This window comes from Polaribacter butkevichii, from assembly GCF_038024105.1.
GTDB classification, from domain to species: Bacteria; Bacteroidota; Bacteroidia; order Flavobacteriales; family Flavobacteriaceae; genus Polaribacter; species Polaribacter butkevichii.
The window spans coordinates 190,542-215,353 of sequence record NZ_CP150661.1 but is presented as its reverse complement, the minus strand read 5'-3'; the positions used below and the strand labels follow the sequence as shown (position 1 = coordinate 215,353).

The window sequence follows — 24,812 nt, the reverse complement described above, 5'->3', positions numbered from 1 at the left end:
TTACTTATTCTTAATGAAATTTGTTAACAAAAAAAAAGGTAGTAAATTAATTTACTACCTTTTTAATAATTAGTTTTTATAAAAATTGGTTTCTTTTAATTAAAACCCAGATCCTGGCGCTTCTATACTTTGCGCTTGTGCTTTTTGTGGGTTTAATATCATATAAGTTCCTAATGCCGTTAAGGCAGCATATTTACCGTAATTACCAATCTTTTTTATAGCTTCTTTTCGAGAAATATTTTCTATATCTGTTTTTTGTTGTTTCATCTTTTATATTTTTTAAATTCTCGTTAATTATTCTAAAATTATTTTCTTATTCAATTTACCAGCTTCAGTTTCTAACTGAACAATATAAACACCTGTAGCTAATTTTGGTAATGCAATATTATTTACAGTAGACGCTTTAAAAGAAGAATTCATTACTGTTTTACCTATTAAATTAACTAATGATACTGATACTTTTCCTTGTTGTAAACCAACTATTCTTAAATTAGAATTATCTGTCTTAAAAATACTTACGCCCTCTAATAATTCTGATTCTAAACTTAAAACAGAAAAAGCACTAGTGTGTATAAAAAAACGTCCTTCGGTTATAGCACTAGTTACTGTTGTTGTATACGCTGCATTTGCTTCATCTAATCTTGTAAGAATATTATTTGTTTTATCTTCTAAATACACATTATAACCAGCTGGTACGTTTAAAGATTTTGCCGAAAAAGTGATTTCTGAATTTGCAGGTGCTTTAACTCCTACAGGAACTACCATAGTTTCTAAACCTTTGGTTGGTAATGATTGTATTGCTAAGTTTTTAGTTGTACTCTCTAATAATTGAGTGTATACTTGAAAATCTTCTGAATACCCTCCAAATACAGAGCTATCATAACCATTATCAAAAGAAGTGGTTGTATTATCTATATATCTAATAGCTGTTTTACGACTTAATTTATCTGTAGAAATAGTTAAATCAATTTCAAATCTATTATTTGTAGTTTTTAAGAAAACATCTCCGTTTGTAGCATGAGTTTCTAAGTCTTTATCAAAAGTAAAAGCACCTCCGCCAGTTTTAGCTTTTACAAAAAACCCTTGTGTTGGACTTATGTGATATGCTGCTGCATCTGATTTATTAACTGTTACCCATGTTGCATTATCTCCATCCCATAGCCATATAGTAGCTTCATCTAAAATTGAATTATTATCTAATAATACATTGTGAGTTGCATTAGCTGCATCATTTGCATATATATAAGCCAGGTATGGATTACCTACTAAATTATATCCATTACCTGCATCTGAAATAGCAACAGATGTTGTTGCACCATGATGATATTTACCATTCATAGTATAAGAAGCGTTACTAGGTGAATTATCTAATAATATAGAATAACCTGCTGCATCTGTTAAATTACCAGATGTTTTACTTGCTTCTAAAGTATAAACATATTTAGAACCAGAAGCATTTGCATCATCATAACTTGCAAAAGAAGTTTTAGATCCATCTCCTGTAAAACCATTAGCTACACTATTTGTAACTGTATTTGTTGAACCTGTAAGAAATTTAGATTTTTTAGCATTTAAGAAAGGACTAGAAATTAAAAACCACTTATTGTTAGATAATACTTTTCTTAAATAAATTCTTCTATCTGTTATTGTTCCTTTAATTATAAGAGTTGGAGGCGCACCTGTACCGTGAAAAAGTCTAAGACTATTGTCAAATCTGCCTAAAGATACATCTCCTTCTACAGTTAAAGTAGAACCATCTCTTAAATCTACCCCTCCACTAGAACCACCTGTTGTTAGGTTGTTACATACCGCATCGTTACCAGAAGAAACATCTACAGTATGACTCGTACTTACAAAAACATCATCAATATTAGAAGGCACGGTGTTTACCCCTCCATTAGCATTTGGGTCTGTAATTGTCCAAGTAGCGGGTGTACTCCAATCTCCAGAACCTGTACTAGTAAAAACTCGTTGAGCGGAAATACTTAAAGAAGCTAAAAAGCAAGATGTAAGTAATAATTTTTTCATAATGTTTGTTTTAATTTAATTGTTAATTGGCTACAAATTAATGGCTTAAAACGTACTAACCATCCTGCGCTATGCTGTTTTTTGGTAAAATAACATATATTTAAGTTAATTTTGATGTGTTTTACAGTTTTAACGTAAAAAATATGACCCATCTTAATGATGAGCCATATAGTTTTACCCTATAAGAAAAGAATCGTAATTACTTACCTATATATCAGTCTTTTATTTTCACCTGTTTCAATTTTCAATAAATACATTCCTTTAGAAAAAGAACTTATATCAACCTGTTTTCCGTTACCTTCTATTATTAAAGTACCTAAAATTGAATAAATTTTCCATTGATGCGATTTATTTAAATTAAACTTACCGTCATTACTAGGTACAGGAAACACTTTTAACTTTTCTTCTAAAATATTTACATCAGTTGTACTTAATGTTCCTACTTTTTCTAGGGTAACAAAATCATAACTTGGTCCTGCTCCACCAGATGGAATATAAAGTTCTAACACCTGTTTTCCTGCTTGCAAGTCAAATTTAGGCGATGTATAATCTCCAAAAACACCTGTTCCTATTTTTACAATTCCAGAAGTTGTAGACCCTGCAGGTAAAGAAAATATTTCTTTTGATGTTGATAAATCCTGAGTCAATATTTTTGCCGAAAAAGGTTTAGAGCTAGAAGAAAACGTTTTATAATTTATCAACATTTGATAACTACCTGCTTCAGCCACATCTATGGTATACCTTGTAAATTCATCACCAGACAAACTTCCTAAAACAAACCCAGATCCAGCTGCAGAAATATCTACATCCTCTCCTATTTCTGTTCTATATGCTCCGCCTGTATTACCAATTGTTGAATCATGAAAAGCAAAGCCTTCTCCACCAATATCATAATCTTCCATTTGTATAACTCCAGGAACTTTATGAGCAAAACCATTGTAAGGTTGTAAAACGAAATCTCTAATATCTAGAGTTATTGAGGTCTCTGAAGTCTGATTTCTATTATCTGTAAGTACTAATTTTAAAACATAAGTACCTTTAACCATATTTTCTAATAAGGTATCTGTTTGCTCATTAAAACCCCATCTAAATGGAGCCGTAGAGATGGAACGGACCAATACGTTATCTAAATATAGGCTTATATTATTTATTTTAGAGGGTTCTAATGTAGTTAGTGCTTCAACTTCTAAATCAGAACCTGGTTCTAAAACATCTCCGTCTTTAAATACTGCAAAAGTTGGAGCCTCGGGCGGAGCAATTAATAAAATATTTATTTTATCTAAATTAAAACCACCACTTAGAACGTTTATTTTTAACTCATGCAAACCTTGTGTTAGTGGTATACTTTCTTGTACACTTGTTTTAAAATCTGTAGCATTTGCTGTTTTAGGTAACAATTTATTATTAAAAAGTAAAACATCATCGAGCGCTACACTAATTAAAGAACCAGACGTAGCTGCTGCGTATATAAATTCGAAATCGTAAATTCCATTTTTTAACACATTTACATCATATTTTAACCATTCTCCTTGTTGAGTATCACCTACATAAGTAATATTATTATCAGTTGCAACATCTACACCATCAGTATCATTACCAGCACTTAAAGTATTATCTACAGTAGTGTCTGAATAACCAACTCCTTCTCCACCTTCTCTATAGTCTTCCGCTTCAATAGAACCAGCAATTACTTTAATGGAAGAATTTAATACAATATTAGTAATTTTACTTATCGATAAAGGAGGTAAGGTAATAGTACCCGATCCTTCTTTAATTAAAGTTAACGGATCTTGATAAAAATCAATTGCAGCTACAACTCCAACATTATCAAACACTAACGCTTCGTGTTTAAAAGTACCTGTATAAGCTATGTTATTAAATTTCAATTCAAACTCAACCGGTTTATCAGATAAATTTATAGCAACAACACTTGTTTCTCCATTTTTGCTTGTGGCTCTTGCATTTACCACGTTTACAGAACCTTTTTCTGTTGTTAACTGACTTGATGCTGTTACAGTTCCTTTTAGCATTTCGGCATCTTTAAGTACGTCTTTAATAATGTTATATGTAGATAAATAACCTCTCTTTTTTAAAGGATATACAGGTTGTCTATTAGCCCCTACTACTACCATTGCATTTAATATTCTATTAAAACTAAACCAGTTTGCTCTATGGAAAATCTGTTGATTTTCCGACATGTATAAATAAGCATCTGCCATACCTAAGCAAGCACCACCATGAACGTCTGACCCTGCAGAAACACCCCATTCGGTTAACCAAATTGGCTTACCTGGTGCATAATTATTTCTTACCCAATTTACATCTTCAGCTAATTCTAATTTTGCGGTTAATAAAGAACTATATGCATTATTACTTTCTCCTGGTATATCTGGATCTGCTCCTAAATACTTATGCACAGTTACAGCATCAAAATATGTACCATCACCAATTATAGAATTATTATAATTAGCCTGTGTTCTTCTCCACCCTAAAGGTATGGATAACTGAATGTCTGGAAACTCTGACTTTAATGCTGCAGATACTGCAGAAGCCTCAGCCAAATATTTTGCTTCGGTAGAGGTTCTATTAGAACGTTGATTTTTCCAAAAATGCTCATTCCCTAATTCTATCGCTTTTACTTCTAAACCTAAAGCTATGTCTTTTTTTGCTCTAGCAACACTACTTGGGCCATCGTCAAAATTAATAGAATAAGTCCACATCATGTCATAACCTTTGCCTCCATTACTATTCTTTTTATCTGTATTTAGAGCTGCAATACCTGCTATGTGCCCTTTTATTCTATCGTCATATATGTCTAATGTATTTTGATGAGAACCATTATCATAACTATCTTGCTGATAACCATCTGTCTCCCATTCGTAAAAATTAGCCCAAACACCATGAGGAAAACGAATTGTAACAGGATCTACTAGTTTAATAAAGCTTTTTTCTAAATTGGTATTAAAACCTTCAATATTATAACCTAATAACTTGTTATTAAAAACTTCTTTATTTGTTGTTTCTATATTAAAACTAGCTGTAATTGTATTTGGTAAATTAAAAGGATAATCTTGTGCATAAAATTCTGCATTTAATACAAATAAACACCCCAAAATAAAAATGTACTTAATAAAGTTAAAAAAGGGAATTTTAGTGCGTGTAATTTTTATCATATTTTTAGTTTTATTACCTATTCTTATTTCATCGAAATTAAAAATAAAGAAGAAGATGTTATAATTAATAAATATAAGAAAAAAAGAAAATTACACCATCCTGCCCTATACTGCAATACCCTGCTAAACAATAAGTAAGAAAATGTTAAAGATAAACCAAAACATATTTTTTAAGATAGGTTCTTTTAAGCTTAAGTATTAGGGGGTAGCATTATAAAAAATAAGTCCCTTTGTCTTGGGGGAGACAAAGGGAACTTGTAAATTAATTCAATAAAGTTAAATAACCTTACGCTTCAAAACTACTTTATGAAAGAAAGATGTCTGTCCTGTGCTCACCTGATTTATATTGTTAAAAATTATATTATTTACACCTTTTTTTATTTTAGTAAAACCTATTATATAAATCAAGTTCAAAGACTTCTTATAATCAACAACTTACTTGCTACTATTTCTATTTTTATAAAAAAGTAAAGCTTTTTTTAGTTGAAATTTAAACTAAAAAAAAACACGTTTCTTTTAATTAAAAGAAACGTGTTTAATAAATACTAATTCAAAATTAATTCTTTTTAAAAAACTACATTACAAACATACCGTAACAAGAAGCATTACTTATCCTGCTCTATCCTGTATAATAAAATTAAGTATGTAAGTAACTAGATTTAAACTTTCTGTATTTACAATAATAAGCTTTAAATTTTATTCATAATTAAAATATTTATAAAAATAAAAACATTCAATATAAAAAGACAATTTTGCCAATTTTATATTGAATGTTAAAAAATTAAATATTTTTTAAAGACTCTTTTACTCTAAGAATTTAAAAGAATCTAGTTCTAAATAAAAATTATGATCTCCTATAAACTTAAAATAAAGATCTCTTTTTCCTTTTATTTTTTTTATTGTAGAAACTATTTTTTGCGTTTCCTTTTTTTGATTTAATGAGTTTATAAAAACACTCCCTAAAAGTTTCCCGTTAAGGCTACCATCCCTAATTTCTAATTCACCTTTTCCTTGAATATTCTTAACAGTAAATTCTATTTTAGATTGTTTATTAAGGTTGATGTTTGCAAACCTTACCCAGCTTTTATTTTGAATATTAGTTAATAAAAATCCTTTTTCTAAAGTTCCTTTTTTTTCAATTTCTGATGATTTTTCATAAAACCACTCTGCCTCAATAACATTCCAAGAAGCATCGTATTGGCCAACTCCATTTTTAAAATGTGCATCTAAAAATTGTGTGTCTGTAACTATTTTTCCATCATCAGAAATATGACAATACGTTATAATAGTTTCTCTAAACTTAAAACCTTTCTTTAAATAATAACACCAAACATGGTAAAACTGACCTTTCCACCAAAAGAAACTTCCATGAGCAAATTCATCTAAATGATGTCCTTTTCCCAAAGCTCCAACAGATTGGTAGGGTCCATAAATGTTTTTTGAAACCGCATAATCTCTACCCCAACTTAAATAATAGGTATTATTATACTTAAACACATAATTTTTATCCATCCAATTCGGAGCATTTTTCCATAAATCTCCATGTATTGTAATTGGTTTTGGTATTTCTGCGGTAGATATCATATCATCATTTAATGCTGCTACATAATAAGTATCAGATTTATCCCCATAAATAATATATGGTGTTTTATTTTTATCGTCATCTATAAAAATAGTGGGATCGTGCATAGGAGCAACCAAAGGTTTATTTAAAGCATCTTTAAAAGGCCCTTTTGGAGAATCTGACACCATAACACCAATTCCTCGTTTTTTATCTGAAAAGTAAAAATAATATTTACCATTTCTAGTAGATGCGTCACTTGCCCAACAATCAAAACTATTATCATCCATATAATTTTCTTTAGGAGATATTGTCTCTTCTAAAGTAAAATCTAATAAATTGGTAGATGAAAATACACGCCAATCTTTCATATTCCATAACTTATCTTCCGGACTAGAATCGTGTCCGGAATATAAATAAATAGTGTCATTAAAAACTCTAATATGAGGATCTGAAACACCTTCTTCTTTCGTTATAGGATTTTGTGAAAAATTTATTTGAGTTAACAAAAAAAGCACATAAAGTAAACTATATTTTTCTCTGTTAATCATAAAATATTATTGTTTATAGATACCTGGAACAATTTTTAATTTTAATTGTTCGTTATCTTTTGGCCATTTTAAAATGGTTAATTGTTGATATTTTTCATTCCAAATAAAGTTAGAAATATTGGTTTTGTTTAGTCCCTTTACCAATTCTAACCCTACGTTTTTAAGCGGATTATAAACCAATACTACATCTGGTCCGCACATTATAGAAAACCCATCAGGATAGTGTCTATTTGCACCTATAAAAATTTGTGATGCTCCTTTGCTATTGTCTGTTGTAACATTAACATTTAAAGTTCTTGTTGCAAAATTAAAAAGAAATGAATTAATAGTTCCTGCAATTGTTTGTGGGTAAGGTCTTGCAATAATGTCTGTAATATATTTTCTTTCTGATGTACCAACGGCATTTTTATCTGAAAATATAGCCCAAGTTGATGGTCCACCTGGCATAAAATTTTGCATACTGGGATTGCCAGAAAACCATGCTTTTATACTACCTACACCCATTTGATCAAAAACTTCAGCAGTTTTTATATAAAGCTCTCTATATTTATACTGCCCTAAGTTACCAACTAAAGTAGTATCTGTTTTAGCAAATGTTGGAAAACCCCATTCGCCAATTAAAATAGGTGCTTTTAACATAATTGCTTCTTTATCAAAACGACTCATTACGGGCTGTACCAAATCTTGTTTATTTTGATAAATGTGCGGAGAAAAAACAATGTTTTTTCTATTTACAGATGCCGTTATTTCGGCATATTGATTGTTATCAACTCCTTCTCCTTTATTCATAAAAATAGACTGAATTAAAATCTTTTTATTAGAATTAATTTTTTGACTTTCGTCTATTATTTTTTGATAAACAGGTATTAAATAATCATTAGTTAAATCTTTATAAGAAATATTCATTGTTAATTTTCTTGGTTCATTAACCACGTCATAACCTACAACATAATCTTCATTTTTAAAATGATGCCAAACTTTTTTCCAAGCATTCATATAAATTTCATGTTCATTATTTTTGTTTGCCCAAAAAGCTTCCCAAGAAAACTTTTTAACACCATAAACCGTCATTTTAAAAACTGTTTTAATGCCTACCTTTTCCCCAAATTCTACCAAACGTTCTAATTGTTCTAAATAACTTTGCTCGAATTTAGCACCCGGAAAATTACTTAATTTACCTAATTCTAAGCGCACAACTTGGTAGTTTGCTCCCATTCTAACCATTCTAACAAAATCTTCATTTTTAAAATCGCCAGCGTTGGTAACAATAACAAAACCTCTAGGAATAACGTGTCTTCCATTTTCATCTCGCAGTCCGTGTTTTATTTGTGCATTAGAAGTAGTAAGTAAAAGTAAAAAAAGTAATAGTGATAAAATATTTTTCATTTTCTGATAATTATATATAGTATGTTAAAGTTTTAATAGTTTAAAAGATTTGGTATCTGTTTTTAAAAAATACAAACCTTTATTAAATTTTGTAAGATCAATTTGTGATCCTTTTCCTTCTTTTATTTTGCTACCAGAAATATTATATACTTGCCAATTTAAACTTTCATTTAATAAGAACAAACCTGTTTTACTAGGGTTTGGGTAGACCGTTAATTTCTCTTTAAATAATTCATCATTAATACTTAATGTTTTAGAAAAAGTAGCTTTTATATTGATGTCTGAATTGGCAGTAATAACTAAAGAACTATCTGCACTAGTAACATTCCCGGTCCAACCTTGAAAATTCCAACCATCATTTGGTGTTGCAGAAAACGTAATCGTTTGCCCTGTGTAACACTTACCAGAAATAGGATTTACAAAACCTAAGCCTTCTATTTCTACATTTATTTGGTGCTCTGCAACACCTGCTTTTAATAAAAACTCTAAAGATTCTACAGTAACATCACCCGAACCTGCTTTGTTGGCTATTTCTACATTAAAAGAATCTATATTACCAGACCAATTTGCATTAGAGCTTAAATCTACCGTATAAGTTTTAAAAGTTGCATCATTAACACTTGCTGTAAACTTTTTTTGGTTTTTCACTCCATTTTTATACCAAACAAACCAAAAGATATCACTTGAAGTTTCATTTTTAAGTGATATTTTAAATTTACTTAAGAAATCTACTTGCATTTCTTGGTTTCTTATCATTTTAGGAAAACTACCAGTAACCGTTATATTAAACAAATTATTGTTTATAGAAGTAGTCATTTGTGAGGTAGAAAATTCTTCAAAATCTTCATTCGTATCCCATTTAATTTTTGGTAGACTTACTGTTGCTATAAAATCTGGATTTTCTCTAATTTCAAATTTTCTAAAAGAAAAAGAAGGTAAATCTGTTTTAATAGTTATTACAGAACCCTGTGTACCATCTACAGGTGCAGTAGTAGTTATACTTTTCCAATCATTAAATTTGTAAGGGTTTGGGTTTACAAAAGTAGACCAAGCTGCCGCTCCTGCTTCATTTAATGATCTTGATGGATCTGCTTTTCTGTCCCAACCAGATTTTACCCATCCGGAAGCTGGTTCATTTTCTAAAAAATTTTGAAAAGCATTTTGATCTTTTCCATAAATGGCATCTTGGTAATATAAAGTTGTTCCTACAGGTACATCTGCTTTAAAACTAATTGTAACCGCCTCTGCATCAAAATAATTTAAGGTTTTAGGTGTATAATTATATACTAAAACATCAAATTCATTTTTTAATTCTGATTTAGAAAATATCGCATCAAATTCATTAACAAATAACAACGGTTCTCCAGATAGATCTGTTTCATATCGTATTTTTCCTTCCATACTTTTTAAAACTTCTATAGCTATAGGGTCTGATGATTCGGGTCTTTGTCCCCATCTAAAAATTTTCTCTAGACCGTTTTCTTCATTTTTATAAAAAACATGTGCCAAACCTAAATTTACTAAAGAAGTATGCGAGGTAACACAACTTAAAGTACCTTTACCATCTGGCACAGGTGGTTGCATAGAAGTTACTACACTATACTCCATAATATCTAAAGTTGCATTTTTATTCCACTTTGGATTCTCTTTAAGAGGCTCAAACAAAGTATTGTATTTTTCGGTTACTTTTCTACTAGTAGCATTATTTATTAAAATATAATCTGATATTCCCCAAAAATTATAGGTAATATTATTATCATAACAATAATTAATTAAACCATTAGCAAAAGATTTAATGGTTTCTCCTTTATAATTTTTTATAGTACCATTTTTAAAAACAAAATCTGGTTCTCTAGTGTGTAAACCTATAATAGCATTAGGCAACACTTCTCTTACAGCTTTAACGGTATTGGCAAAATGCTCTATAAAATCTTGTTCGGTTCCTTTCCAATGATCTGGAGTCTCAATTTCCGATCCAATTCTTAAACGCCAAGATGCAACAGTTTCTATACCATAAGTATCAATTAACTTTTGCATTAAAGCTTTTATATAATTAAAATAGGCAACTTTATCAAACGGAGGTAAAGAGTTTCCGTAAATGGTAACTTTCTCATCTTCTCTAAAATTTACGCCATCAAAAGTACCTTCTGGTATAAAGGTATAACCGTGTTGAAAGGCCCATGGTACTTGATCTAAAACTAATTGATAAATTTTTGTATTGGAATTTACAATTCTATTCATTCTAGAAATTAAAGGTGTCCAATTATAAACGTAAGTACCAGTTGCTTCATCATAAGCTACAGTATCAAAAGACAAATCTGGAACGTTTACTCCATTTACTTTTTTGTTAATTCCGCCAATCATTCTAATAAGATTAACATCTATATCGGGCCTTACTCCTGCTCCTGTTGTTGGACTAATACGATTTGCGACTGTCCAAATATTAGACAATGCTTTTTTTTCTTTGTTAGAATTTGTAAAATCTGTAGACAAGGTTACTTGTGCATTTACAGTAAAAAATGCAAATAAACAATAAATAAAAGTTATACTTTTTTTCATAAAATAGGAGGAAAAATGATTAAGTAATAAAATTACGTCCAAGATTCACTAATTCCGTCCTGCTCTATCCTGATACGAAAAAAAACACCATCAATTAAAATGGTGTTTTTTTATTTTTAATGATTTAAATTTAAAATATCTTTTTCTACTCATAAAAAAAAATTAAAAATCTAATGCTTCTAAAGAATATTTAAAATAGTTTTTTAGGTGTTGTATAACTACCTGTTCTATTTATTTCATCATAGATCCGCATTTTCCAATAATAGGTTTTTGTTTTATCAAGTTTTAAACCTTCATATTTAATATTAGAATTAGTAGCACTTTCTACTTTTTCACTATTCCAAACATCGCCTATATTATTATTAATATTTTCAATTGATGAAGAAACTAATATTTGATATGCTGTTTGCTTTTGTATTTTGTTAGACGTTGACCAATTAAACTCTAAATTATTTTTTAAGTTTACTGATAAATTAACAGGATTAAATTGATAAGGATCTCTATATTTTTTTGTTAACTCTTCTAATTTATTTTGTAATTTAGTTACAACTTTTTGATATTTTGTATCGTTAATAAGGTTATTAATTTCTCTTGGATCGTCTTTTAAATTATATAATTCTTGAATAGATTTATCATTTACATATCTAAAATATTTCCAATCACTTGTTCTTACTCCTTCACTTGGTGCTATATTTTTAAAATCCCATAAATGCTCTATTAAAATAGTGTCTCTTTTTAAATCTGCATTATTAGAATCTACAAAAGGTTTTAAACTTTTTCCGTGCCACGTTTTTGGAGCATCAACGCCTGCAAAATCTAAAATAGTAGACGGAATGTCTATATTTAATGCCATAGCATCAACATCCTTATGTTCTTTATTTCTAGGGTCAAAAATAATTAAAGGTACTTTTATAGAGTTTTCATACATTAACCATTTACCTGAAATTTGTCTTTCTCCTAAGAAAAAACCATTATCTCCCATAAGAACAATAATTGTATTATCTGCAACTCCTTTTTTTTCTAATTCTTTTCTAATTTTACCAATTTCATTATCAATACCAGCAATCATTCTGTAATATCCTTTTACACTATGTTGGTATTTGTCTGGAGTATCATCTCTCCAATACCAACGTAAACGATTAAAACCACTTTTAACTATTTCTGGTAATCGGTTATAATAAATATCTTCAGAAATATTAGCTGTAGGAACAGTAATGTTTTCTAAAACATGATTATTTTCTTCTTGCCAAAAATACTGCTCTACGGTATTATCACTTGCATGAGGTGCACTAAAACTAAGTTGTAAACAAAAAGGTTTGTCTGTTGGTGCATTTTTAATAAACTCTATTCCTTTTTCTCCCGTATATCTAGTTAAGTGAACAGTATCTTTACCTAATTTTTTATAATAATAACTCGTAATATCTTTACGATCATAACGTAAATCGTAATTTTCATAAGTATTATAAAGAGAATCTAAGTTTTTATATTTTACACCAAACTTACCGTACAAACCTGTATAATATCCTGCTTTTTTTAAAACCCTAGGATAGGCATTTTGCATATACTCTTCCTTCATATTACCTGTTGTAAAACTGTAATTATGAGTACGCTCTTGCAAGCCACTAAAAATACTAGCTCTACTTGCCGCACAAATAGGTGTAGTAGCAATGGTATTTTTAAAAAACACACCACTTTTTGCAAGTTTATCCATTTCTGGTGTGTATGCTAATTTATTACCAGCGTACCCTAAAGCATCCCAACGCTGATCATCCGTAAGAATAAAAACAATGTTTGGTTTTACTTCATTTTTTACTATTTCTTTTTTTTGTTTACAACTAAAAAAAACAGAAAAAGCTAATAATATAATTGTTGTTTTTTGTATTCTAAAGATTAGAAAATTTAAAGTATTTTTCATTTTAATATATGTATAAAGAAATTTATTAAACAAAAAAACTTCTCTAAAATATGTTTCTAGAGAAGTTTTTTTGCAGGTATATTTTTATTATTCGAAAGGAGCTATTCTAGCGTGTCCTGTTAAAATATGCGCAACTGAATTACCATTAGAAAAAATATAGTTATGTAACCTACATGGGGTTGCCATAGATGTGCTTGGTAAATCTTCTGAATAATTTAAACCAATTGCATAATTCCAATCTCTTCTTAAAGTCATAAAATTATTTATAGGATCTTTAGATAAGGTCTTAACCTCATAATTAACATCTAGTGTTTGTAAAAGACCTGGTCCTTGATCTATGTATTGAGGTACAATATAATACAATAAAATATTTCTTAATTTTACTGGATCTGTATCAGCAATTAGCGTAGAATTACTACCAAATTCTTTATTCAAAATACTATTACTAATTACATTCCAACCATCATCTTTTACTAAAAAATAAGTTCTTTTACTTGTTGTATTACTAAATTCTTCTTCTAAACCTGCATGTTTTATAGCTTCTATAAGATAGTTATATTCATTACCAGGGTTTGTCTGTATCCACTCCCACGGAGTTTTTGCACCGAAAGTAAATAGCTCACTTGTTCCTGGATCAAACACAAAACTTTCTTGTACTTTTAAATCACACCCCATAAATAGTACAGAAACCAATAGAAGTAGAAAAGTATGCTTGCTTAATTTCATTGTTTTTTTCATCTTTATTATAATTTTATTTATAAGCTTCGTTTTGCTCTAGCTTAGTGTTATTTTGTAAATGTAAAAAATAAATTGGCCAAGTAATTGTAGCTTCTGTTTGTCCGTTAATTGGCCCCAGTACTTCAACAGCTTTGTCTGTTCTAACTAAATCCCACCAACGAGTTCCTTCTGCAAACAATTCAAATTGTCTTTCATCTAAAATAAAGTTTAACATAGCATCTTTATCGGTTACATCAACATCTGCAAAAACACCAGAATTTACTTTAGGTAACCCACGTGCTACCCTAACTTCATCTAATAATTTTATTGCTGCATCGGTATTACCTAAATGATGCTCTGCTTCTGCTTTATAAAGTAACATATCTGCATAACGGAATAGTATAATGTTTGTATCATCCTCTCTTGGGCTGTAATTCCCTTTAGAATATTTAGAAACTCTTAAATCTTCAATGCTTCCATTATGCTCAGTAATAGTCTCTAAAAATCTATAATCACCATAAACAGGAACTTGTAATCCTGTCTCTTCATCTAATACTGATGAAGGTGCTGTTATACCAGGATATTTAGCTTGCCAACCACCTTCGTCTATCGGAAATCTAAAAATCCACTTGCTACGAACCTCTGGAGACACCCAAAAAGCAGGTACACCAGGATAATGTAATTCCCATACACCAGATGCTCTATTACCATCTTCTGCAACATCAAATTTAAGAGACATAATGATTTCTGGTCCTTCTTGTCCTTGACCTGGGAAAAGAACTTTATCATTTAAAAATAAGTTACCCCAAGCAGTTCTATCTGTAGTTAATGAATAAACGCCTAAGTCTATTATTTTTTGTAAAACAACATTAGCTTCATCATATCTTTTTAGAAACATTAAAACTTTAGCTTTAAAAGCTAAAAGACTTCCTTCTGTAAATCTAGTTGCGTTTTGAGTAGATGGAGTCGTTATTAATTTTTCTGCTTCTGCTAAATCAGATAATGCTAAATCTAACACTTCTTGTGCCGTTGCTCTTGCTCTAAAAGAAGTTTCATCAAAAGTTAATGTAGCTTCTTTAAAAATAGGTACACCACCCCAAACTCTATAGGCATCAAAATATGCATAAGCACGTAAAGCATAGGCCTCACCTAATAAGTTCTTATTATAAGATGTAATTTCAGGAATTTTCTCTATAGCTAAATTTGCTCTAAAGATCATAGTATAAAAATTATCCCATCTTAAATAATTCTCTTGTGATGCTTCTAATTTATTATTAATTAACGATTCAAAAGATGGTTGTGGTTTATCAGAAATAACATAATCATCAGATCTAAAATCTCCCCAAAGAAAATGTTTTACACGATATGTTTTTTGCATTGCATCATAAATAGATACAATACCTAATTCAGCATCATCATTTGTTTTCCAAAAAACTTCATCGGAAACCTCACTAATTGGTGTCAATTCTAAAGTCTCTGAACAAGAACTAAATAGAAGTATGAAAACCAATAGAGTTGATAAAATATATTTACTTTTTTTCATTTTTTTTTGTTTTATATTAACAAGGTTTTATTAAAACTGAGCAGTTAAGCTAAAAATTATACTAGTTTTATTTGGGTATCTTAAATTATCTAAACCTGCAGAAATATTATTACCACCGTTTCCTAATTCTGGATTATAACCAGTATAATTTGTAAAAGTTAATAAGTTGTTTGCTACAACACTCATAGAAAGCGACTTAAAAATATCTACTTTATCTAAAACTTCTTTAGAAAATTTATAACTTAATCTTACATTTTGAAGTCTTATATAATCTGCATTACTTACATAATCTGAATCTAAACCAGTTCTATTTTGTGCTCTAGCAACTTCTAAACTAGGGTACCTAGTTATATCTCCTTGGTTTAACCATGCATCTTCAATTCTATCTGGTCCTGGAGTATAAACACTGTTATTTGCTTTATTTCTAGTATGGTCATACCCTCTATATATTTGTTGTCCAAAAGAATAATTTAATAATACAGATAATGATAAATTCTTATAGCTAAAAGTATTACTCCATCCACCTACAAATTCAGCTAGACCATTACCAATAATTGTTCTATCGTTTTCTTGATCTATGTTTAAATCTCCGTTTTGATCTTGCCAAATTACATCTCCACCTTTTAAAACTACATTATTAAATGTTTGTTGCTTAACAGTACCATTATACTCTTGCCCATTTAATAAATAATTTACAAAATTATCATTTTCATCAAAATTTGCAGTAAGTCTAGTTCCAGACTCAGTATATGCATTAGATTCATCATACTGATAAACCCCTAAGTTTTTAAAACCATACATACTACCAATTGGTTGACCAACTTCTAACTTATAACTAAAAGCAGAACCGTTAATAATGTGTCCATCTGGGTCTGCTAATTTTAATATTTTATTTTTATTATAAGAAACATTAAAACCAGAATACCATTCAAAATCTGCTGTTTTTAATGGTGTCCCACTTATTTCTACATCAAACCCTTTATTTTCAATAGAACCAATATTTGCTGTTATACTAGAAAATCCAGTTTCTTCAGGTATAGGTCTTGCGTATAATAAATCTGTAGTAGTTTTAATATAATGATCTACAGAAATTTTTAATCTTCTACCAAATAAATTTAAATCAACTCCATAATTTTGTTGTGCAGTTTCTTCCCATCCTAAATCTGCATTTCCTAATTGAAATGGAGCAAAACCACTTACACCATCATAAAAGTTACCTGGCCCATATAAAGCTTGTGTTAAGTAATTACCTATTCTTTCATTACCTGTAATAGCATAACTTGCTCTTAATTTAAATTCTTGTAAAAATTCTAAATCTAAATCTTTTATGAATTTTTCATTTGAAATTCTCCAACCGGCAGAAACAGAAGGAAAATCTCCCCATCTTTTATTTTCTCCAAACCTAGAAGAAGCATCTCTACGTAAAGTAGCTCCAATTAAATATTTTCTCTTATAATCATACGTTAATCTTGAATATAAAGAAACTAATGAGTGTTCAAAAGCTGTTGTACCTGTATTAGTAAGGTTAAATTCTTTTACATTATTAAACGTCTCAAGATAATCATTATTAAACTCAATTGCTCTTAAATCAGAATTCTCTTGATGCCATTTTTGTACAGAAAAACCAACTAAACCTGTAAATTTATGTCCTCCTTTAAACTTTTTAGAATAATTAAAGAAATTTTCACTTTGTATATCATAAGATAAACGCTGTCTTTCTCTACCATTAATTTTCCCACTTACAGCATCTACTGTTTGAGATGGTCTAAATTCATTTAATTTTTGAAGTCTAAAATTAACACCTATAGTAGTTTTAAATGAAAATTCTGGTGTAAATTGATAATTAAACCAGTTAAAAGAAGATGCTCTATATTGTCTATTATCTTGTCTACCTAAAACAGCTCTAGCAATAGGGTTATTTCTTGCAAAACGCTCTCTAATAAAAGAACCATCATAATCATACACTAAAACATCTGTTTGACGATAAGATAATTCTCTAAAAACGGTTCCTTCAGGTATACCATCTTGGTTTTGATAAGTTGCAGTTAAACGAGTACCAGCAGATAATTTTTTGGTAATATCAAAACTAAGATTTAAATTAGTATTAATTCTTCTAAAATTACTACCAATAATAATTCCTTCTTCATCTAAGAAACCAGTATTCCAGTAGTATTTTGCATTTTCACTACCACCACTAAAAGCAACATTTGCCTGTGTTTTTTGACCAACTTGTTTAATTAACTCTTGTAAATCAACAACAAACTGAGTACGTATACCCAAAGAATCTACTGTTCCACCAGAAGCGTTTGTATTACCCGTTTGTCTTAACTCTATAAATTTATTTCTTTGCACAGTATTTGAAACTGGTACTTTATTCTTTAAATAACTTAGAGAATTTACAACACTTACTTTTACTGTTGGCAAACCTACTTTACCTTTTTTCGTTGTAACCAAAACAACACCATTTGCAGATCTAGAACCATAAATTGCAGCAGAAGCTCCATCTTTTAAAACTTCTAAAGACTCAATATCATTTGGGTTAATATTATCTATATCATCTACTTGTTGTCCATCTACAACATATAAAGGCCCTGTACCAGAATTTAAAGTAGAAATACCCCTAATTACAATCTCTGAAGAACTACCAGGCGCTCCATTTGTTAAAATTTGCACACCAGAAACTCGACCTTGTAAACCACCTAAGGCATCGACAGGAACAGATTCATTTAAAACTTCTGTTTTTACAGAAGCCATAGAACCCAAAACATCTCTTTTATTTGCCGTACCATAACCAATTACAACTATTTCATCTAGTTGCTCACTACTTTCTTCTATAGTAATATTAATTTTTGTTCTATTTCCAATAGCAACTTCTTTATCTTTAAAACCTAAAGAAGCAAAGACTAATACTTTAGAACCACTACCTAATAGCTTTATTGAATAATTTCCATCAAAATCAGTTGCAGTTCCGTTTTTTGTTCCTTTTTGCATTACACTTACACCAGGAACAGGATCTCCGTTATTTGCTATAACAGTACCTGTAACAGTCCTTTGTTGCGCTTTTACCGAAAGGTTACACACCATTAAAAACAGAAACGTAAAAAAGAAGCAAGATTTGCTTAACTTCATTGAACGTGTTTTTATTTTTTTCTTCATGTTTGAAAGCATTATGTTTAAATGTTAATATTTAGTTTTTAAATTAGATGACAATACACATCTATATTTATCTATACAAATAAATAATTTTGATGAACAAACTGCATCCTGCACTGTACTGTTTTTTTTAAAAAAGACCTCTATTAATGAGGATAATATTTCTAATTATTTAAAAAAAACATATAATTTTTACCATAATAGTTATAAAGAGATAAGTTTCTTTAAAAATGGGTTTTGAAAAAGAACCGTAAACTCGAAAAAATATTGAACTTATAATTAAGGTTAATAAATTTTATAACTTTTTTTCTAATAAAAATATCGGTATTTCTTTTTATTTTTATTTTATAAGAATTAGAGAAAACTTACACCTCGTTATTTTATCTAAATTAGTTCTTAAATTTAAACTTAATTTTTTCCTAAATATAATATTTGTGAAATTTAATTTTTAATTATAAGCAAATCTCCACATTTTATCCTTGTTTTTTATTTTGATAAAAGTGGAACTTATTTTTTAAATAAAAAAAGGTAAACTCTACATAGAATTTACCTTTTTTCCTTCTTCATAACAATACTCACAGCATTAATTCCCCTTTTTATAATCTTCTAAAAACTTTGCCAAACCACTATCTGTTAATGGATGCTTTAATAAACCTGTAATTGAAGACAATGGTCCTGTCATTACATCAGAACCTAATTTTGCACAATTAATAACATGCATGGTATTACGTACAGATGCTGCTAAAATTTGAGTTTTAAATCCGTAGTTATCATAAATTTGTCTAATTTCTTTAATCAAATGCAATCCATCCGTAGAAATATCATCTAATCTTCCTAAAAACGGAGAAACATAAGTGGCACCTGCTTTTGCCGCTAACAACGCTTGTCCTGCAGAAAAAACTAAAGTTACATTGGTTTTAATTCCTTTATCAGAAAAGTATTTACATGCTTTTACTCCGTCTGCAATCATTGGTAATTTTACCACAATTTGTGGATGTAAGGCTGCCAATTCTGTTCCTTGTTCAATCATTCCATCATAATCTGTGGCAATTACTTCTGCAGAAACATCTCCTGCTACAATATCACAAATCTTTTTATAATGATTTAAAATATTTTCTGCTCCCGTAATCCCCTCTTTTGCCATCAAAGATGGATTGGTGGTTACTCCATCTAAAACTCCTAAAGCTTCTGCTTCTGCAATATCATTTAAATTTGCTGTATCTATAAAAAATTTCATACTTCTAATTTTATACTGTTTTTAAATATGCTAATACTTCTTTGCTTACTTTTTCTCCTGTAAAACCAAATTTATCATCTAAGATGTTTGCAGGTGCAGAATACCCAAAATGATCTAAACCAAACACTTTTCCTGCATCACCAACTAAACCTTCTAAATTTACTGGTAAACCTGCTGTTAAACCAAATAATGGTTTGTTTTTAGGAATTACACTTTGCTGATATTCTTTAGATTGTAACCTAAAAACTCCTTCAGAAATTACCGAAGCAATATTTACTTTCAATCCGTTTTCTGCTTCTAAAATTGCTGCTGCAGCTACTAATGTTGCTACTTCAGATCCGTTTGCTATTAAAACTACATCAGGATTTTCTACTTCTTTTACCAAGTAACCACCTTTTTCAGCGGCTAATGCTTCTTGATATCTTGAGGATTTAGTAGCTGGTAAATCTTTAATGCCTTGTCTTGATAAAATTAATCCTGTTGGTGTATTTTTATTTTCTAAAGCCATTTTCCAAGCCACACTGGTTTCTGCAGAATCTGCAGGACGTAAAGCCAAGAAACTTGGATTTCCACTGTGGTTTTTCAATTTTTCTAACAAACGAATTTGTGCTTCTTGTTCTACTGGTTGATGTGTTGGCCCATCTTCTCCAACTCTAAAAGCATCATGTGTCCACACATATTTTACACCCAATTCTTGAATTCCGCTTAAACGAATCGCTGGTTTCATATAATCTGAAAACACAAAAAATGTTGCCACCACAGGAATGATTCCTCCGTGTAACGCAATTCCGTTTGCTATACAAGACATGGTTAATTCTGCAACACCTGCTTGTAAGAAGGATCCGCTAAAATCTCCTTTTTTAAGCGCATGTGTTTTCTTTAAGAACCCATCTGTTTTATCAGAATTTGATAAATCTGCAGAAGAAACAATCATATTTTCTACATTTTCAGCCAAATATGCTAATACTCCAGAGGAAGCTGCTCTTGTAGCCAAACCTTCTTTATGTGCTATACCTTCAAAATCTAAGGTTGGTAATTCTCCTGATAAAAAGAAATCTAATTTTGTTGCTAATTCAGGATTCGCTTCTCTCCAAATAGAAATATCTACTTTTTTATCTCTTGCTTGTGCTATTTTTCGCTCTAATAAATTCTGATAAAATTCACTTACATCATCATAAATATCAAAAGGCGCTTCAGGATTTGCTCCTAAATTTAATAAGGTTTTAGTATAATCTGCTCCTGACGCTCCAATAGGTTGTCCGTGTAACTCACATTCACCTTCAAAAGTTTTTCCTTCGGATGTTACACAACCTTTACCCATAATGGTTTTACCAATAATTAAGGTTGGCTTTTCCGTTTCGGCATTCGCATCTTTTAGTGCTTTTCTAATTTCATCATGGTTGTGACCATCAATAGTAACTACTTTCCAGCCCCAAGCTTGGTACTTCATGGCTGTATCTTCGGTAGTAACTTCATCCGTTGGCGTAGATAATTGAATGTCATTAGAATCGTAGAACATAATAAAATTGTTCAATCCTAAATGACCTGCAATTCTTCCTGCTCCTTGTGAGATTTCTTCTTGAACCCCTCCATCAGAAATAAAACCATAAATTTTATGATCCATCCAGTTACCAAAACGAGCTTGTAAAAATTTTGCAGCAATTGCTGCACCAACTCCCATGGTATGCCCTTGTCCTAAAGGCCCTGATGTATTTTCGATACCTCTTGCAACATCAACTTCTGGATGCCCAGGAGTAATTGAACCCCATTGTCTAAAGTTTGCAACATCTTCTTTCTTGTAATTCCCTAAAAGGTAGTATTGCGCATACATTAAAGTTGATAAATGCCCTGCATCCATAAAAAAACGATCTCTAAATGCCCAAGTCATATCTGAAGGATCGAAATTAAAAAATTCTGAATATAAGATGTGCATAAAATCTGCACCTCCCATAGGTCCTCCAGGATGCCCAGAGTTTGCTTTTTCTACCATTGCAACTGCTAAAGCTCTAATATTATCAGCCGCTTGTTGGTCTATTTTCTTGTTCATTATTACTTATTTGTAAATAAACCCAATTGAAAATATTGAAATCAATTGGGTTTAATAATTATTCTAAATTGATTTTTTTATTATTTTTTTTTCCAAAGACCTTCCATTTCTTCTAAAGTTTTACCTTTAGTTTCAGGTATGAATTTTAAGATAAATAACATTGCTAAAATGCTCATAATACCATAAACCCAATATGCAAATCCGTGATTAAAAAGCGATGTTAGATAAGAATTATCATTCATCATCGGAAACGTTAAAGAAACTAAGTAGTTAGAAATCCATTGCGCTGCAACTGCTATTGCTAATGCTTTTCCTCTAATTTTATTAGGAAAAATTTCTGCTAATAACACCCAAGTTACAGGTCCCCAACTCATTGCAAAACTTGCAACGTACAACATCATACAAAACAGTGCTAAATACCCTGTAGATCCAACATAAAAGACAAAACCTAAAGATAACATGGCTACAGCCATACCTAAAGCTCCAATAATCATTAATGGCTTTCTACCATATTTATCTACTGTTTTTACAGCAATAATGGTAAATAAGAAGTTTACAACACCTACAATAATAGTCATTAACAAGGCACTATCTGTACCAGATGAAATGGTTTTAAATATTTCTGGAGCGTAGTACAAAACAACATTAATACCAACAAATTGCTGAAAAATAGATAATACCACACCTATAATAATTACCAACCATCCAAAAGACAACAAGTTTCCTGATGTTTTATCATTCATAGAGTCTTGTATTTCTGCAAAAACTCTATCTCCCTCTTCTTTACCATTTACTTTTATTAAAACATCTAAAGCCTCTGTTGGTTTGTTTCTTAATACTAAAGATCTTGGTGTATCTGGAACAAAAAATAAAAGTCCCAAAAATAATCCTGCAGGAATAACTTCTGATGCAAACATCCATCTCCAGCCAATTTCATTTAACCAATCGTCTGAACCACCGCTTCTAGATATAAAATAGTTTACAAAATAAACTACCATAAAACCACCAACGATAGCCAACTGATTAAAAGAAACCAACTTACCTCTACTTTTTGCTGGTGCAATTTCTGCAATATAAAGAGGTGATAACATAGATGCTAAACCAACTCCAATACCTCCAATAATTCTATACACAATAAATATGGTTGAGTATGTATGATCTAACTCACCTAAAGTACCAATAAACATTTCTGGCATTGCAGAACCTAAAGCTGATATTAAAAATAAAATTGCAGCTAAAATTAATCCTTTTTTTCTACCTAATTTTTTACTTACTACCCCTCCAAAGATTCCTCCAATAATACACCCAATTAAAGCACTGGATACTAAAAAGCCTTTAAAAGCACTTGCTGCTGTTTCTGACAATCCTTTGGGGATGACAAAAAAACTATCTAAAGAACCTACGGTTCCTGAAATTACACCTGTGTCATACCCAAATAATAAACCTCCTAAAGTTGCTACTAAAGTAAGTTTTAAAAGATATCCTGAATTTGTTGATTTTGCCATAAATATGTATTTAGTTAATTGCTATTGAAATGTTATAAAAAAGACCTTTTAGAATATTACTTCTAAAAGGCCTTATATTATTAAATATATTGATTGATGATGTTTTCAAACAATTCTTGTTTACCACTTTGCAAACTTAATTCTCCATTTTCTTGAGCTATTTTATACAAGTCTGAAAGTTGTAATTTACCTGCTTCAAAGTCTTTTCCTTTTCCTGCATCAAAAGAACTATATCTTTGTGTTCTTAAAGAATTGTAAGCAGAAGATGTCATAATTTTATCTGCAGTCAATAATGCTCTTGCAAAGGTATCTGCTCCTCCAATATGTGCGTGAAAAACATCTTCCATATCTGTTGAGTTTCTTCTGATTTTTGCATCAAAATTAACTCCACCTCCTTGTAATCCTCCTGCTTCTAAGAAAACTAACATGGCTTCTGTTGTTTCTTGTATGTTGTTTGGAAACTGGTCTGTATCCCAACCATTTTGGTAATCTCCTCTGTTTGCATCGATACTTCCTAACATGCCTGCTTTGGCTGCAACTGCTAATTCGTGTTGCATTGTGTGTTGTGCCAAGGTTGCGTGGTTTACCTCAATGTTCATTTTAAAATCTTTGTCTAAACCGTATTCTTTTAAGAATCCAATAGCTGTAGCTGAATCAAAATCGTATTGATGTTTCATTGGCTCCATTGGTTTTGGTTCTATAAAGAAAGTTCCTTTAAAACCTTGTGCTCTTGCATAATCTCTTGCCATGGTTAAAAACTGTCCCATGTGGTCTAATTCGCGTCCCATGTCTGTGTTTAATAAAGACATGTAACCTTCTCTACCTCCCCAAAAAACATAATTCTCTCCACCTAATTTAATGGTAGCGTCTAAAGCCAATTTTACTTGACCTCCTGCTCTGGCAACTACATTAAAATCTGGGTTTGTAGAAGCTCCATTCATATAACGTGGATTAGAAAAACAGTTGGCTGTTCCCCATAATAATTTTACACCACTTTCTGCTTGTTTTCCTTTGATGTAATCTGTAATGGTGTTTAATCTTGCTTCTGATTCTGCAAAGGTTGCGCCTTCTTGTACTAAATCGTAATCATGAAAACAGAAATAATCGAATCCCATTTTGTTAATAAATTCAAAAGCAGCATCTGCTTTGTCTTTTGCTGCTTGAATAGGGTCTGATGATTGATCCCAAGCAAAATTTTGTGTTCCTGGTCCAAAAGGATCTCCTCCTTGTCCGCAGAATGTATGCCAATATGCAATAGCAAATTTAAAATGCTCACGCATTGTTTTTCCTGCTACTACCTGATCTGGGTTGTAGTATTTAAAAGCCATTGGATTGTCTGACTCTTTTCCTTCGAATTGAATTTTTTCGATTCCTTTAAAATATTCTTTATTTGCCATTTTTAAATATTATTTAATTGTTTATTTGTTTGATTATTTT

14 protein-coding genes are annotated in these 24,812 nt (G+C 30.4%); all 14 read right to left on the bottom strand.

What is annotated here, in order from left to right:
- Positions 1 to 99: 99 nt before the first annotated feature.
- On the bottom strand, positions 100 to 267 hold the full coding sequence (locus tag WG951_RS00760; protein WP_170062871.1) for a hypothetical protein: 168 nt from the start codon (positions 265 to 267) through the stop codon (positions 100 to 102).
- A 27-nt stretch (positions 268 to 294) separates the two neighbouring features.
- Positions 295 to 2,028 carry a T9SS type A sorting domain-containing protein gene (locus WG951_RS00755; protein ID WP_105048310.1) on the bottom strand — a complete coding sequence of 578 codons (1,734 nt, stop codon included), beginning with the start codon at positions 2,026 to 2,028 and terminating at the stop codon, positions 295 to 297.
- 203 nt (positions 2,029 to 2,231) lie between these two features.
- On the bottom strand, positions 2,232 to 5,201 hold the full coding sequence (locus WG951_RS00750) for a carbohydrate-binding protein (RefSeq protein ID WP_105048309.1): 2,970 nt from the start codon (positions 5,199 to 5,201) through the stop codon (positions 2,232 to 2,234).
- An 804-nt stretch (positions 5,202 to 6,005) separates the two neighbouring features.
- Positions 6,006 to 7,313 (bottom strand): family 43 glycosylhydrolase, encoded by a 1,308-nt coding sequence (locus WG951_RS00745; RefSeq protein WP_105048308.1) that lies wholly within the window; start codon positions 7,311 to 7,313, stop codon positions 6,006 to 6,008.
- Between the two features lie 6 nt (positions 7,314 to 7,319).
- Positions 7,320 to 8,699 carry a cellulase family glycosylhydrolase gene (locus tag WG951_RS00740; RefSeq protein ID WP_105048307.1) on the bottom strand — a complete coding sequence of 460 codons (1,380 nt, stop codon included), beginning with the start codon at positions 8,697 to 8,699 and terminating at the stop codon, positions 7,320 to 7,322.
- 24 nt (positions 8,700 to 8,723) lie between these two features.
- On the bottom strand, positions 8,724 to 11,258 hold the full coding sequence (locus WG951_RS00735; RefSeq protein WP_105048306.1) for an InlB B-repeat-containing protein: 2,535 nt from the start codon (positions 11,256 to 11,258) through the stop codon (positions 8,724 to 8,726).
- Positions 11,259 to 11,448: 190 nt separating this feature from the next.
- Positions 11,449 to 13,173, bottom strand: a complete 1,725-nt coding sequence (locus WG951_RS00730; protein WP_105048305.1) for a sulfatase family protein — start codon at positions 13,171 to 13,173, stop codon at positions 11,449 to 11,451.
- An 87-nt stretch (positions 13,174 to 13,260) separates the two neighbouring features.
- Complete coding sequence (locus WG951_RS00725; protein WP_146105254.1) at positions 13,261 to 13,911, bottom strand: fasciclin domain-containing protein; 651 nt, start codon at positions 13,909 to 13,911, stop codon at positions 13,261 to 13,263.
- 13 nt (positions 13,912 to 13,924) lie between these two features.
- Positions 13,925 to 15,433, bottom strand: coding sequence for a RagB/SusD family nutrient uptake outer membrane protein (locus WG951_RS00720; RefSeq protein ID WP_105048303.1), 1,509 nt, complete (start codon positions 15,431 to 15,433; stop codon positions 13,925 to 13,927).
- Between the two features lie 30 nt (positions 15,434 to 15,463).
- Positions 15,464 to 18,562: a SusC/RagA family TonB-linked outer membrane protein gene (locus tag WG951_RS00715; RefSeq protein ID WP_170062870.1), complete on the bottom strand. Its 3,099-nt coding sequence runs from the start codon at positions 18,560 to 18,562 to the stop codon at positions 15,464 to 15,466.
- Positions 18,563 to 19,169: 607 nt separating this feature from the next.
- The gene (gene fsa / locus WG951_RS00710) at positions 19,170 to 19,823 is read right to left on the bottom strand and encodes a fructose-6-phosphate aldolase (RefSeq protein WP_105048301.1); all 654 of its coding nucleotides are present in this window, start codon (positions 19,821 to 19,823) and stop codon (positions 19,170 to 19,172) included.
- A gap of 10 nt (positions 19,824 to 19,833) precedes the next feature.
- On the bottom strand, positions 19,834 to 21,870 hold the full coding sequence (locus WG951_RS00705; protein WP_105048300.1) for a transketolase family protein: 2,037 nt from the start codon (positions 21,868 to 21,870) through the stop codon (positions 19,834 to 19,836).
- Positions 21,871 to 21,950: 80 nt separating this feature from the next.
- Entirely contained in the window at positions 21,951 to 23,375 is a 1,425-nt protein-coding gene (gene xylE / locus WG951_RS00700; protein ID WP_105048299.1) for a D-xylose transporter XylE, read from the bottom strand.
- An 80-nt stretch (positions 23,376 to 23,455) separates the two neighbouring features.
- A complete protein-coding gene (gene xylA, locus WG951_RS00695; protein WP_105048298.1) occupies positions 23,456 to 24,772 on the bottom strand; it encodes a xylose isomerase in 1,317 nt (438 codons plus the stop codon).
- Positions 24,773 to 24,812: the final 40 nt, after the last annotated feature.

What these genes read in the sequence shown, in the direction of transcription:
- xylE (WP_105048299.1), bottom strand. Translation starts at nt 23,375, where the DNA reads ATGGCAAAATCAACAAATTCAGGATATCTTTTAAAACTTACTTTAGTA.
- WG951_RS00755 (WP_105048310.1), bottom strand. Translation starts at nt 2,028, where the DNA reads ATGAAAAAATTATTACTTACATCTTGCTTTTTAGCTTCTTTAAGTATT.
- WG951_RS00735 (WP_105048306.1), bottom strand. Translation starts at nt 11,258, where the DNA reads ATGAAAAAAAGTATAACTTTTATTTATTGTTTATTTGCATTTTTTACT.
- fsa (WP_105048301.1), bottom strand. Translation starts at nt 19,823, where the DNA reads ATGAAATTTTTTATAGATACAGCAAATTTAAATGATATTGCAGAAGCA.
- WG951_RS00720 (WP_105048303.1), bottom strand. Translation starts at nt 15,433, where the DNA reads ATGAAAAAAAGTAAATATATTTTATCAACTCTATTGGTTTTCATACTT.
- WG951_RS00730 (WP_105048305.1), bottom strand. Translation starts at nt 13,173, where the DNA reads ATGAAAAATACTTTAAATTTTCTAATCTTTAGAATACAAAAAACAACA.
- WG951_RS00750 (WP_105048309.1), bottom strand. Translation starts at nt 5,201, where the DNA reads ATGATAAAAATTACACGCACTAAAATTCCCTTTTTTAACTTTATTAAG.
- WG951_RS00760 (WP_170062871.1), bottom strand. Translation starts at nt 267, where the DNA reads ATGAAACAACAAAAAACAGATATAGAAAATATTTCTCGAAAAGAAGCT.
- WG951_RS00740 (WP_105048307.1), bottom strand. Translation starts at nt 8,699, where the DNA reads ATGAAAAATATTTTATCACTATTACTTTTTTTACTTTTACTTACTACT.
- WG951_RS00745 (WP_105048308.1), bottom strand. Translation starts at nt 7,313, where the DNA reads ATGATTAACAGAGAAAAATATAGTTTACTTTATGTGCTTTTTTTGTTA.
- WG951_RS00715 (WP_170062870.1), bottom strand. Translation starts at nt 18,562, where the DNA reads ATGAAGTTAAGCAAATCTTGCTTCTTTTTTACGTTTCTGTTTTTAATG.
- xylA (WP_105048298.1), bottom strand. Translation starts at nt 24,772, where the DNA reads ATGGCAAATAAAGAATATTTTAAAGGAATCGAAAAAATTCAATTCGAA.
- WG951_RS00725 (WP_146105254.1), bottom strand. Translation starts at nt 13,911, where the DNA reads ATGAAAAAAACAATGAAATTAAGCAAGCATACTTTTCTACTTCTATTG.
- WG951_RS00705 (WP_105048300.1), bottom strand. Translation starts at nt 21,870, where the DNA reads ATGAACAAGAAAATAGACCAACAAGCGGCTGATAATATTAGAGCTTTA.